General features: G+C 61.6%; 10 protein-coding genes. 5 read left to right on the top strand and 5 right to left on the bottom strand.

What is annotated here, in order from left to right:
• Positions 1-127 precede the first annotated feature (127 nt).
• The 4 genes from J3P84_RS24735 (at position 128) to J3P84_RS24720 (ending at position 7467) form a co-directional block, all read left to right on the top strand.
• A complete protein-coding gene (locus tag J3P84_RS24735; RefSeq protein ID WP_434626364.1) occupies positions 128-3421 on the top strand; it encodes a DUF2126 domain-containing protein in 3294 nt (1097 codons plus the stop codon).
• Between the two features lie 208 nt (positions 3422-3629).
• The gene (locus J3P84_RS24730) at positions 3630-6116 is read left to right on the top strand and encodes a circularly permuted type 2 ATP-grasp protein (protein ID WP_434626363.1); all 2487 of its coding nucleotides are present in this window, start codon (positions 3630-3632) and stop codon (positions 6114-6116) included.
• Entirely contained in the window at positions 6116-7009 is an 894-nt protein-coding gene (locus J3P84_RS24725) for a transglutaminase family protein (protein WP_434626362.1), read from the top strand. Before J3P84_RS24730 ends, J3P84_RS24725 begins: the two co-directional genes overlap by 1 nt.
• Positions 7010-7089: 80 nt before the next feature.
• Positions 7090-7467, top strand: a complete 378-nt coding sequence (locus J3P84_RS24720; protein WP_434626361.1) for an NUDIX hydrolase — start codon at positions 7090-7092, stop codon at positions 7465-7467.
• A 73-nt stretch (positions 7468-7540) separates the two neighbouring features.
• Here the strand turns inward: J3P84_RS24720 and J3P84_RS24715 are convergent, their stop codons facing one another.
• Together J3P84_RS24715 and J3P84_RS24710 are read right to left on the bottom strand one after the other, a co-directional pair.
• Complete coding sequence (locus J3P84_RS24715; protein ID WP_434569990.1) at positions 7541-7726, bottom strand: hypothetical protein; 186 nt, start codon at positions 7724-7726, stop codon at positions 7541-7543.
• Between the two features lie 68 nt (positions 7727-7794).
• A complete protein-coding gene (locus J3P84_RS24710; RefSeq protein WP_434626360.1) occupies positions 7795-8382 on the bottom strand; it encodes a TIGR00730 family Rossman fold protein in 588 nt (195 codons plus the stop codon).
• 342 nt (positions 8383-8724) lie between these two features.
• Here J3P84_RS24710 and azu point away from each other — a divergent pair, with 342 nt between their 5' ends.
• Positions 8725-9171: an azurin gene (azu, locus tag J3P84_RS24705; protein ID WP_434631516.1), complete on the top strand. Its 447-nt coding sequence runs from the start codon at positions 8725-8727 to the stop codon at positions 9169-9171.
• 184 nt (positions 9172-9355) lie between these two features.
• On the opposite strand, the gene nadE is transcribed toward azu, so the two are convergent.
• The 3 genes from nadE to J3P84_RS24690 all read right to left on the bottom strand — a co-directional run bounded on the left by nadE (position 9356) and on the right by J3P84_RS24690 (position 12558).
• A complete protein-coding gene (gene nadE, locus J3P84_RS24700) occupies positions 9356-10183 on the bottom strand; it encodes an ammonia-dependent NAD(+) synthetase (RefSeq protein WP_434626359.1) in 828 nt (275 codons plus the stop codon).
• Between the two features lie 4 nt (positions 10184-10187).
• Positions 10188-11414, bottom strand: a complete 1227-nt coding sequence (gene pncB / locus J3P84_RS24695; protein WP_305497159.1) for a nicotinate phosphoribosyltransferase — start codon at positions 11412-11414, stop codon at positions 10188-10190.
• 235 nt (positions 11415-11649) lie between these two features.
• Positions 11650-12558, bottom strand: a complete 909-nt coding sequence (locus J3P84_RS24690; protein ID WP_434626357.1) for a LysR family transcriptional regulator — start codon at positions 12556-12558, stop codon at positions 11650-11652.
• Between the last annotated feature and the right edge of the window lie 138 nt (positions 12559-12696).

Below are 12696 nucleotides of genomic sequence, written 5' to 3'. Positions count from 1 at the left end.
CAATACAGGCATCGCGCGGTTTTAGTGCTCTACTGCCCTGAGTAGACGTAGAAAGTGTCCGACCTGCCTGCATGGCATAAGTCTTGCGCCGCTTTCGATAACGCCCAGGCTCCGCAGGAGGCACGCCGTGTCGATCCATGTCGCTTTGCACCATGTCACACACTATCGCTACGAGCGCGCTGTCGAACTCGGTCCGCAGATCGTGCGCCTGCGCCCGGCCGCCCACAGCCGTACACGCATTCTTTCATATGCGCTGAAAGTCTCGCCCGATCAGCACTTCATCAACTGGCAACAAGACCCTCAGGGCAATTACCTGGCGCGGCTGGTGTTCCCGGAAAAGACCGATGAGCTGCGGGTCGAGGTCGATCTGGTCGCCGAGATGGCAGTGTTCAATCCATTCGATTTTTTCCTCGAGCCCTACGCCGAAAAAATTCCGTTTACGTATGCAGCCGACGAAAAACACGAGCTGATGCCCTATCTGGAAAAGCTGCCGCTGACGCCGAGATTCAAGGCTTATCTGGACGGCATCGACCGCACGCCGCTGCCGGCGGTGGACTTCCTGGTGGCGTTGAACCAGCGCCTGAGCGAAGACATCGGTTACCTGATCCGCATGGAGCCCGGCGTGCAGACGCCGGAGCACACCCTGGAGCATGCGTCCGGTTCCTGCCGGGATTCGGCCTGGCTGCTGGTGCAACTGTTGCGTCATCTGGGCCTGGCGGCGCGGTTTGTCTCCGGTTACCTGATCCAGTTGACCGCCGATGTGAAAAGCCTCGACGGCCCGTCCGGTACGGAAGTGGACTTCACCGACCTGCATGCCTGGTGCGAGGTGTACCTGCCCGGCGCTGGCTGGATCGGCCTGGACGCCACGTCCGGGTTGTTCGCCGGTGAAGGGCATATCCCCTTGGCATGTAGTCCCGATCCGTCCTCGGCAGCGCCGATCAGCGGCCTGGTGGAACCTTGCGAGTGCCAGTTCAGCCACAAAATGTCCGTCGAGCGAATCTGGGAGGCGCCACGGGTCACCAAGCCATACACCGAAGAGCAATGGCAGGCGATCCAGGCGTTGGGCCGGCAGATCGACAGCGACCTGCTGGAGGGCGACGTGCGCCTGACCATGGGCGGCGAGCCGACCTTCGTTTCCATCGACGATCCGGACGGCGCCGAGTGGAATACCGCAGCGCTCGGCCCGGACAAGCGTCGCCTCTCCGCCGAGTTGTTCCAGCGCATGCGCAAGCACTACGCGCCCGAGGGGCTGGTGCACTTCGGCCAGGGCAAGTGGTACCCCGGCGAGCAACTGCCGCGGTGGTCGCTCAACTGTTATTGGCGGCGTGACGGCGTGCCGATCTGGCGCGACAACGCGCTGATCGCCGATGAACAGCAGGACTACGGCGCCGATGGCGAACTGGCCGGGCGCTTCCTGGCGAGTGTCGCCGAACGCCTGAATATTCCTGCGCGGTTCGTCTTCGCTGCCTACGAAGATAATTTCCATTACCTCTGGCGCGAGGGTAATTTGCCTTCGAACGTGACAGCCGAGGACCCTAGGCTCGAGGATCCCCTGGAGCGGGCGCGGTTGCGCAAGGTGTTCAGCCAGGGCCTGGACAAAGTGGTCGGCCAGGTCCTGCCGCTGGCGCGCACCGCCAAGGGCGATCAATGGCAAAGCGGCCGCTGGTATTTGCGCGACAGCCATTGTCGGCTGGTGCCGGGCGATTCGCCGCTGGGCTATCGCTTGCCGCTGGCGTCGCAGCCATGGGTGACGGCAGCCGAGTATCCCTTCATCCACCCCACCGACCCGAACCAGGACTTGCCCGAGTTGCCTGGCACCGAGCAACTCACCCATCACGGCGAGCCGGCCCTGGAACAGGAGCGCGCGCCGAAGGTCGACGAATCGGCCGATTGGCTGACGCGCACCGCGTTCTGTGCCGAGGCCAGGGACGGGCGGCTCTATCTGTTCATGCCGCCGCTGGAACGGGTCGAGGATTACCTGGAACTGGTCAGCGCCATCGAGGCGACAGCAGAAGAACTGGGCTGCCCTGTGCTGTTGGAAGGCTACGAGCCGCCGAGCGATCCGCGCCTGAGCAATTTTCGCATCACGCCTGACCCGGGCGTCATCGAGGTCAACGTGCAACCGTCGGCGACCTGGGATGAGCTGGTCGAGCGCACCGAGTTTCTTTACGAGCAGGCGCGGCTGAACCGGCTGACCACCGAAAAATTCATGATCGACGGTCGACACACCGGCACCGGTGGCGGTAACCATTTCGTCCTGGGCGGCGCGACGCCGGCTGACTCGCCCTTCCTGCGTCGTCCCGACTTGCTGCGCAGCCTGATCAGCTACTGGCATAACCATCCGTCGTTGTCCTACCTGTTTTCCGGACTGTTCATCGGCCCGACGTCCCAGGCGCCCCGCGTGGACGAGGCGCGCAACGACGCGTTATATGAACTGGAGATCGCCTTCGCGCAAATGCCCGAGCCTGGCGAAGCGTGTCCGCCCTGGCTGGTGGACCGATTGCTGCGCAACCTGTTGATCGACGTGACCGGTAATACCCACCGCGCCGAGTTCTGCATCGACAAGCTCTATTCACCGGACGGCGCCACCGGGCGTCTCGGCTTGCTGGAGCTGCGCGCTTTCGAAATGCCGCCCCACGCCCGCATGAGCCTGGCCCAGCAGTTACTGCTGCGGGCGCTGGTGGCGCGGTTCTGGCGTGAACCCTACGCGCCGGCGAAACTGGCGCGCTGGGGCACCGAGCTGCACGATCGCTTCTTGCTGCCGCATTTCATCGAGCAGGATTTTGCCGATGTCATCGACGACCTCAATGTCGCCGGTTATCCGCTGCGGGCCGAGTGGTTCGCCGCGCACCTGGAGTTCCGCTTTCCCAAGGTCGGCGATTACGCGGTCAATGGTATCGAGCTGCAGTTGCGTCAGGCGCTGGAACCCTGGCATGTGCTGGGAGAGGAGGGCACGGCGGGGGGCACCGTACGCTACGTGGACTCGTCCCTGGAGCGCTTGCAGGTCAAGCTCAGCGGCCTGGCGCCACAACGTTATCTGCTGACTTGCAACGGCGTACCGGTACCCTTGCAACCCACCGGTCGAGTCGGTGAGTTCGTCGCCGGGGTACGTTTCCGCGCCTGGCAACCGGCCAACTGCCTGCAACCGACCATCCCGGTCCATGCGCCGCTGGTATTCGATGTGCTCGACACCTGGATGCAACGTTCGCTGGGCGGCTGTCAGTACCACGTGGCGCATCCGGGCGGGCGCAACTATGACAGCCTGCCGGTCAACGCCAACGAGGCGGAGAGCCGGCGGATGGCGCGTTTCTTTAGGATCGGACACACGCCTGGGAAACTTCCGATACCGAACCTGGCAACGGATGACGAATTTCCCTTCACTCTCGATCTGCGACGCTTCCAAGGGGCATTGAAGCGATAGATTTACCCTGTGGCGAGGGAGCTTGCTCCCGCTGGGCTGCGCAGCAGCCCCAGGATTTTACGGTCGCTGCGCAACCGAGCGGGAGCAAGCTCCCTCGCCACGATGATTGCCCCTGAAGCCTCTTGCCGGATTCAGCTCAAACATACCTATCCGGGTGTCATCTGCCTGCGCTAGTCTCACCTTTCATTGCCGTCCTGCCGAGCTTTCCATGCCTGACCTGCTTGACCGTTACCCGTTGACGACGGGCACCTATCACGAATTGCTGGATGACAGCGGTGCGGTGCGTGCGCATTGGCGGCGGCTGTTCGACCAATTGCAGCGCAGCACGCCGGCTCAGTTGATCCAGCGCCAGGCATTGCTCGCCCGGCAGATCCAGGAAAATGGCGTCACCTATAACGTCTATGCAGACCCCAAGGGAGCTGATCGGCCTTGGGAGCTGGACCTGCTGCCCCATGTCATCGACGCTCGGGAATGGACGCAACTGTCGGCCGGCATTGCCCAGCGGGCACGCTTGCTCAATGCCGTTCTGGCCGACCTGTACGGGCCGCAGCGGTTGATCAGCGAGGGGCTGTTGCCGGCAGAGCTGGTGTTCGGGCACAACAATTTCCTTTGGCCCTGCCAGGGCATCACGCCGCCAGACGGCAACTTCCTGCACTTGTATGCCGTGGATCTGGCGCGCGCGCCCGACGGCCGCTGGTGGGTGACTGCGGATCGGACCCAGGCGCCCTCGGGCGCCGGTTATGCGTTGGAAAATCGCACGATCGTGTCGCGAGCCTTTCCCGACCTTTATCGCGACCTCAAGGTGCAACACCTGTCCGGTTTCTTCCGCACGTTGCAAGAAACCCTGGCGCGACAGGCTCCCAGCAACGGCGAGCCGCCGCTGGTGGTACTGCTGACGCCCGGTCGGTTCAACGAAAGCTACTTCGAACACCTCTACCTGGCGCGGCAACTCGGCTATCCGCTGGTGGAAGGCGGCGACCTGACCGTCCGCGACGCCACGGTCTATCTGAAGACGCTTAGCGGGCTGCGTCGGGTGCACGCGATCATGCGTCGGCTCGATGATGATTTCTGCGACCCGCTGGAGTTGCGCACCGATTCGGCCCTGGGCGTGCCCGGATTGCTGGAGGCGGTGCGTCAGGGGCGGGTGCTGGTGGCCAATGCACTGGGTAGCGGAGTCCTGGAGTCTCCCGGGCTCTTGGGATTCCTGCCGAAAATAAGTCAGTTTCTTTTCGGTGAAGAGCTGATGCTGCCCTCCATCGCCACCTGGTGGTGCGGAGAGCCGCCGGTGCTGGCCCAGGCCCTGGAGAAACTGCCGCAGTTGTTGATCAAGCCGGCGTTTCCGTCCCAGAGCTTCACGCCGGTATTCGGTCGTGACCTGGACGAAGACCAGCGCGCTCGATTGGCCGCACGCATGCAGGCGCGGCCCTATGCCTATGTTGCTCAGGAACTGGCGCAACTGTCCCAGGCGCCGGTATGGCAGGCCGAAGACGGCCAGATCCAGCCTCGAGCCATTGGCATGCGGGTTTATGCGGTGTCCGGCAAAGACGATTATCGAGTGCTGCCGGGAGGCCTGACCCGCGTGGCCGCCGAGGCTGATGCCGAAGTGGTGTCGATGCAGCGCGGAGGCGCCAGCAAGGACACCTGGGTACTTGGCGAGCAGGCGCCCGGCGGTGAGCAATGGAAGGCCCAGCGAACCGTGGGCGTGCATGATCTGGTGCGCCGCGATCCCTATCTGCCGTCTCGTGTGGTGGAAAACCTGTTCTGGTTTGGCCGCTACTGCGAACGTTGCGACGACAGCGCCCGTCTGCTGCGGATCATGCTGGCGCGCTATGTCGATGGCGATGATCCGCAGGCCTTGCAATCGGCGGTCGCCCTGGGCGAGAGCCTGATGTTGTTGCCGGAGGAGGGCGAGTTGCCCGAACGCCTGCTGGCGGCCATGCTCGGGGATGACTGGTCGTTCAGCCTGCGCTCCAATCTGCAGCGCTTGCAGTGGGCGGCCTCCCAGGTCCGTGGCAAGCTGTCCCGGGAGAACTGGCAGGCACTGGTGGAACTGCAACGCGAAGCCGTGGAACTGGAAACCAGCGAGCCGGACTTCGGTGAGTTGCTGGATTTTCTCAATCGACTGGTGATGTCCCTGGCCGCGTTGTCCGGGTTCGCCCTGGACGACATGACCCGCGACGAGGGCTGGCGTTTCCTGATGATCGGCCGGCGCCTGGAGCGTCTGCAATTTCTCAGCAGCAGCCTGGCGGCATTCCTGCGCGGCGAGGCGGTTTTCGATCAGGCCGGGCTGGAATGGTTGCTGGAGTTGGGCAATAGCAGCATCACCTACCGTTCGCGATACCTGGCGGTGGCGCAGCTGATCCCGGTGCTCGATCTTCTGTTGCTGGACGAACAGAACCCTCACGCAGTGCTCTTCCAGTTGAAACTGGTGGCGCGCACCGTCAAGCGTCTGAACGACGATTTTGGCGCGCCGAGAGAAACCGCCCTGCCGGAACTGGTGTCGCGACTGTCGCGCTTTGACCTGCGCTGCCTGGAGAGTCTTTTGTTTGGCGAAGCCAGCCTGCGCGCGGCGCTCGACGGGTTGGCCGATCTGCTGCAGGAAGTCGCCGATGTCAGCGGGCACGTGTCCGATCGCCTGGCCTTGCGCCATTTCGCCCATGTTGACGACGTCAGCCAGCGCACGGTATCCGTCTGATGAATGCCCGTTACCAGATCCTTCACGACACCCACTACCATTACGACAGCCCGGTGTCCCTCGCCCAGCAACTGGCGCATCTATGGCCGCGGCCCTGTGAATGGCAGCGCTGTACCGAACGACAACTGACCATCAGCCCGGAGCCCACGACCCGTCGCGATGAAGAGGATGTGTTCGGCAATCCGCTGACCCGCCTGGCCTTCGAGCGGCCCCACGATGAGCTGCTGGTCAATGCCCGCCTGAGCGTCGAGGTGCTGGCGCGCCCGCCACTGGATTTCGGTTCATCGCCCGCCTGGGAATCCACTCGTCATGCATTGACCTACAGCGGCCGGCCGCTGACGGCGCAGTTGCTGGATGCATGCCGCTATCGTTTCGAGTCACCCTATGTGCACCTCAAGCGCAGCTTCGTCGAGTTTTCCGAAAGTTGTTTCCCGGTTGGTCGTCCGTTGATGCTCGGCGTCCAGGCGCTGATGGAAAAAATCTTCGAGGAATTCACTTTCGACGCGGAGGCCACCCAGGTCGCGACACCGCTGGTGGAAGTGCTGGAGCGACGCCGGGGCGTCTGCCAGGATTTTGCCCACCTGATGCTGGCCTGCGTACGCTCTCGCGGATTGGCGGCGCGTTACGTCAGCGGCTATCTGTTGACGCAGCCACCCCCCGGCCAGGCTCGATTGATTGGTGCCGATGCTTCTCACGCCTGGATTTCGGTGTTTTGCCCGGTGCTGGGATGGGTGGATTTCGATCCGACCAACAACGTGCAACCGTCCCTGGAGCACATCACCCTGGCCTGGGGCCGGGACTTTTCCGATGTGTCGCCTTTGCGCGGGGTGATCCTGGGGGGCGGTACCCATGACCCGGAGGTACGGGTGACGGTGATGCCGTTGGAACAGTGATCTGATGTTCCAATGAACACCTGTGGCGAGGGAGCAAGCTCCCTCGCCACAGGTGAATTGACTGACAATGAGACTTTTATATGTTCCCGGTTTCCATCAAAGGCGTACTGCAATCTCCCGACGGCCTGGTCGTGCTGATGCTCAACGAGCGTGACGAATGGGAGCTGCCCGGTGGGCGGATCGAGCTGGGCGAAACGCCGCCGCAGTGCCTGGCACGGGAAATCGCCGAGGAGTTGGCGGTCGAGGTCAGCGTGGGCGAACCACTGGATTCGTATCTGTTCGAGGTGATTCCCGGCAAACACGTGTTCATCTCCACTTACCGCTGCCAGTTGCTGGGCGGTTTCGTGCCGACGATCAGTCATGAGCACAAGGAGATCGGGCTGTTCGAGCCAAGCCAGTTGCCAGCGAACATGCCGGCTGGTTATCGCTTGTCGATTATCAACGCGCTGGGGTTGTGAGGGCCGGCAGCGAGGCTGCCGGCCCTGGACACAAAACCGTGGGGCCGGATCGGATCATCGGGCCCTGGAGGAGTCAGGCGTCGGGGGCCTGGTCTTTCGGTGCATCTGCATCATCGTCTGCCGCCACTTCACCTTCAGCATCGGGGTTCAGTGCTGCTTCATCGGCGGTGGCTTTCTTGCGCTGGAGCTTTTCCTCTTTCTTCTGCTCCTTGGCCAGGTCTCTCTGACGTTTGGCGAAGGAATAATTGGGTTTGGCCATGGGCGATCCTCTGGGGTCGAAGGTGAGGTTGAGCGGCGCGTATTCTGCCCTGTATCGGGGTCGAGCCGTTAGCTGGGTTTTTGCTCGGCCCATTTCGGCGGCACCGAGGGTTGCCATTCATCCAGCGCATCGAGCAGGTCATGGGCCGAGTCGCTCACTTGCAGCATGTCACGATGCGGCGCCCGGACGAAGCCTTCACCGACGATGTGATCGAGAAAACCGGTGAGTTTGCTGTAGAAACCGTTCACTTCCAGCAGCCCCAGCGGTTTAGCGTGGTAGCCGAGCTGGCCCCAGGTCCACACTTCGAAAAGTTCTTCCAGGGTGCCGAGGCCGCCGGGAAGGGCGATGAAGGCGTCGCTGAGTTCAGCCATGCGGGCCTTGCGCGCATGCATGCCGTCCACCACTTCCAGGCGCGTCAGGCCACTGTGGCCGATTTCCTTGTCTTTCAGGCTTTGCGGGATGATGCCAATCACTTCGCCGCCAGCCGCAAGGGCTGCATCGGCGACGATTCCCATCAGGCCGACCGCGCCGCCGCCGTAGACCAGGGTCAGTTTTCGCTCCGCCAGTGCCTGCCCCAGGGCCTGAGCCGCTTCGCGATAGGCGGGATGGTTGCCGGCGCTGGCACCGCAAAATACACAAACAGACGCTATGGACATGCTTTACTCCGTGATCGCTAACCGGTCCAGAGTAAAGCCTGCCCCTTGTCGCGCAAAGAATTAAACCTCGCGCCGGGGTTTTTCGTAGGTGCCGCTGGCGCCGCAGGCGTAGGCGGCGAGCAGGCTGCATAACAGGCTGTTGAGGTTCATGACGGTTGCTCCAGAGAGGTGATGGAGCCGATCGTAACGGGCGAGTCATACTTGTGGCTGGTTGATTCTGTCCATCAGGCTGATAGTCTTAAGTTGTATACAATCTTTGACACAGGTCATAGGAACTTGCTGGAAAATCAGGCAGTCTTCCCCTTTGACGGAATTTTGTTAACCATGCCTTGGAGATTCATGATGTTCGCCAAACTTGTAGCAGTATCCCTGTTGACGCTGGCCAGCAGCCAACTGATGGCAGCGGAATGCAAGACCACCATTGATTCCACCGATCAGATGTCCTTCGATACCAAGGCCATCGAAATCGACAAGAGCTGCAAAACCTTCACCGTTGAGCTGAAGCACTCGGGCAGCTTGCCGAAGAACGTCATGGGTCATAACTGGGTGCTGAGCAAAGAGGCTGACATGCAGCCGATCGCCACCGACGGTCTGGCCGCTGGCATTGACAAGGATTACCTGAAGGAAGGTGATGCTCGCATCATCGCCCACACCAAAATCATCGGCGCCAAGGAAACCGACTCGGTGACCTTTGATGTTTCGAAATTGAGTGCTTCCGAGAAGTACGGTTTCTTCTGCTCGTTCCCGGGCCACATCTCGATGATGAAAGGCACGGTCACTCTGAAGTAATCAAATTTCCGGCACAAAAAAAGCGCCCCCGTGCAGGGCGCTTTTTTTATACCTGGTAAATACCCGACCCCTGTGGGAGCGAGCCTGCTCGCGAAAGCGGTGTGTCAGTCAGCATTGATGTAGCTGATGCGACGCCTTCGCGAGCAGGCTCGCTCCCACAGGTGATATCAGACCACCGCGGTGATCACGGAGCGTACGGCATCACTCGCTTGTGCTCGGTCTTGCGGTAGGTTTCGCAAATGATCCTGGCCGCCTCTTCGCGAATCGGTTGGCCATGCAGGAAGGCGTCGATCTCGCCGTAGGTCACACCATGGGCGGCTTCATCCGGCTTGCCCGGCGACAGGTCTTCCAGATCAGCGGTGGGGACTTTTTCCACCAGCGACTCCGGCGCGCCGAAATCCCGGGCGATGGCCCGGACCTGGTTTTTCACCAGGCCGCTCAGCGGGGCCAGGTCACAGGCGCCGTCACCGAACTTGGTGAAGAAACCCATGACCGCTTCGGCCGCGTGATCGGTGCCGATCACCAGGCCTTGCTCCGCGCCGGCGATGGTGTATTGCGCCACCATGCGCATCCGCGCCTTGGTATTGCCCAACACGAAATCCCGCGAACCCGGCGCCTTGCCTTCGAATGCCAGGACTTCCTTCGCCAATGCCTTGACCGCCGGACCGATGTTGACGGTATGGCGCTCGTCCGGCTCGATGAAATCGACGCAGGCCTGGGCTTCGTGCTCATCGAACTGGGTTTCGTACGGCAGGCGCACGGCGATGAACCGGTACGCCGAATTGCCGGTTTTTTCCCGCAGCTCGCGCACGGCACGTTGGGCCAGCAGGCCGGCGGTCAACGAGTCGACCCCACCGCTGATTCCCAGCACCAGGCTCTTGAGACCCGAGTTGACGAGGCAGTCCTGAATGAAGCTCACCCGGCGCGCGATTTCGGCCTTGAGGGCGGCGTCATCGGCGAACGGTGGCTGGACCTTGAGCTGTTCAGCAATCTCACGCTGTACGGCTTGCATGAATTCACTCCTTGCTTGATGTGCCGGAAAGGGCGGCAGGTACTTGGAAAACATGTCGCATATAGGCGACGAAATTCGGGTCCTTGCAGTGGGTCTTGCCGGGCTCGTCGGAAATCTTGGCCACGGGTTGCCCGTCACAGCTGATCATTTTAAGCACGATGCTCATCGGCTCCACGCCTGGAATGTCGCAGGTCAGGTTGGTCCCGATACCGAAGCTCACATTAATGCGACCACGCAAGGCGCGGAAAATATCCAGGCATTTGGGCAATGTCAGGCTGTCGGAGAACACCAGGGTCTTGCTCATCGGGTCGATGCCCAGTTTGTGGTAGTGGGCAATGGCCTTTTCAGCCCAGATGACCGGATCCCCCGAATCATGGCGCAAACCGTCGAACAGCTTGGCGAAGAACAGATCGAAGTCCTTGAGGAACGCATCCATGGTGATGCAGTCGGTCAGCGCGATGCCCAGCAGGCCTCGGTATTCACGAACCCAGCAATCGAGCGCGGCGATCTGGCTGTCGATCAGTCGCGGACCCAGCTGCTGGTGGGCCATGATCCATTCGTGGGCCATGGTGCCCAAGGGCTTCATGTCCAGCTCTCGGGACAGGTGCACATTGCTGGTGCCGACGAAGCGGCCGGGGAAGTCGTGCTTGAGCACGTTCACCACTTCTTCCTGGACACGGTAGGAAAACCGGCGGCGAGTACCGAAGTCGGCCACTTGCAGTTCGGACAATTCGTCGGCACTGGCGTTGGCCGTCAGCCAGTCGAACTTGCGATAAAGCTGCTCTCGCGCCTGTTCCAGGACGACTTCACGGTAGCGATAACGGTTGCGCACCTCGCTGACGATGGCCAGCAGCGGTACTTCGAACAGGATGACGTGCAGCCAGGGCCCGCGCAGACGGATAAACAGCTCGCCGTTATCGATGCCGGTGTGCACATAGCGCAGGTTGAAGCGAAACAAGCCCAGGAAGCGCAGGAAATCCGGCTTGAGGAAGCTGATGCGCTCAAGGAAACCCAGCTGGTCGGCGCTCAGGCTCAACTCGGCGAGGCGTTCGATCTGGAAACGAATTTCCGCGAGGTAAGGGCGCAGGTCTTCGCTGTTGCGGCAACGAAACTCCCATTCCACTTCGACGTTGGGGTAGTTGTGCAGCACCGCCTGCATCATCGTCAGCTTGTAGAAGTCGGTGTCGAGCAGGTTCTGCACGATGCGATCGGCAAACACGCTCTCGCTCATAATGGGAATCTCCAGACGGGTGCTGCGGCGTGCGGCAGTCGTGTTGAAAGGTCTAGTGGCGCATAACCGTGATGATTATTGCCAGTATTTTTAGCGTCCGCAGATCTTTTTGTGGCGAGGGAGCTTGCTCCCGCTCGGCTGCGAAGCAGACGCAGAGTTTTTCATCTGACAGATTTTTAGGGCCGCTGCGCAGCCCAGCGGGAGCAAGCTCCCTCGCCACGGGGGGCAACTGTCGCTATGGCGGCGCATCAGGGCTATCGATCTGCTCCAGCATCCATTCCACGAACAACCGCACCTTGGGCACTTCCGCCGAATGTTCCGGGTACGCCAGGTAGTAGGCATTGGTACTGGGCATCGGATGTTGCCAAGGGATGACCAGCTTGCCGTCAGCCAGTTCTTCCTCCACCAGGAATCTTGGCAACAGGGCCACGCCACAGCCGACCTGGGCGGCGCGGATGCACATGTAAAACGTCTCGAAGCGTGGCCCGTGGTAGCTGTGTTCGGTGTGATAACCCTGATGGTCGAACCAGTCATGCCATGCCTGGGGCCGGGAGGCGTTCTGCAGCAGCACCAGCCCGGTCAGTTGCGTGGGGTCGGTAAAAGGCTCGTCCGGCAAGCTGCCCGGGGCGCAGACCGGCACCAGTTCTTCGCCGAACAGCTTCAGGGATTCGGTGCCCGGCCGCGATCCCTGGCCAAAATAGAACGCCAGGTCACTGCGTCCCTGCTGCAGGTCGTCGGCCTCCTGCTCGCTGCACAGGTCCAGATGAATGCTGGGATGGCGCAGGCGCCAGCCCTTGAGCCGCGGGACCAGCCAGCGGGCGCCGAAGGTCGGAGGCGTAGAGACTCGCAGGACTTCGGTGTCGCCACCGTAGGAACGCAGGTAATGGGTCGACATCTCTACCTGGGAAAGGATTTTTCGCACCTCCCCCAGATACAGATCCCCGGCGGGCGTCAGCTGCAAGCGTCGGCGAACGCGGCGAAACAGCAGGTGTTGCAGCAACTCTTCAAGCTGCGCGACCTGTTTGCTGACGGCGCTCTGGGTCAGGTTCAATTCTTCGGCGGCGCGGGTGAAGCTCAGGTGACGGGTCACCGCTTCGAAGCACTGCAGCGCGGTGATAGACGGCAAATAGCGCTTATTGAGCATGATGGAGCCTTATTTTTGTCGCTCTGCTTTTATGCTGAAGAGTCTGCTTGAGTGGCAGCATGAATAAACGGAATGATATCTCGCTTAAAGGTCGTTTGTTGGCAAGTCTCGGGCCAGCTACAACTACAGGTCTGATCA

The organism is Pseudomonas sp. Z1-29, assembly GCF_051131995.1.
GTDB lineage: Bacteria > Pseudomonadota > Gammaproteobacteria > Pseudomonadales > Pseudomonadaceae > Aquipseudomonas.
This window is presented reverse-complemented; position numbering and strand designations above follow the sequence as displayed.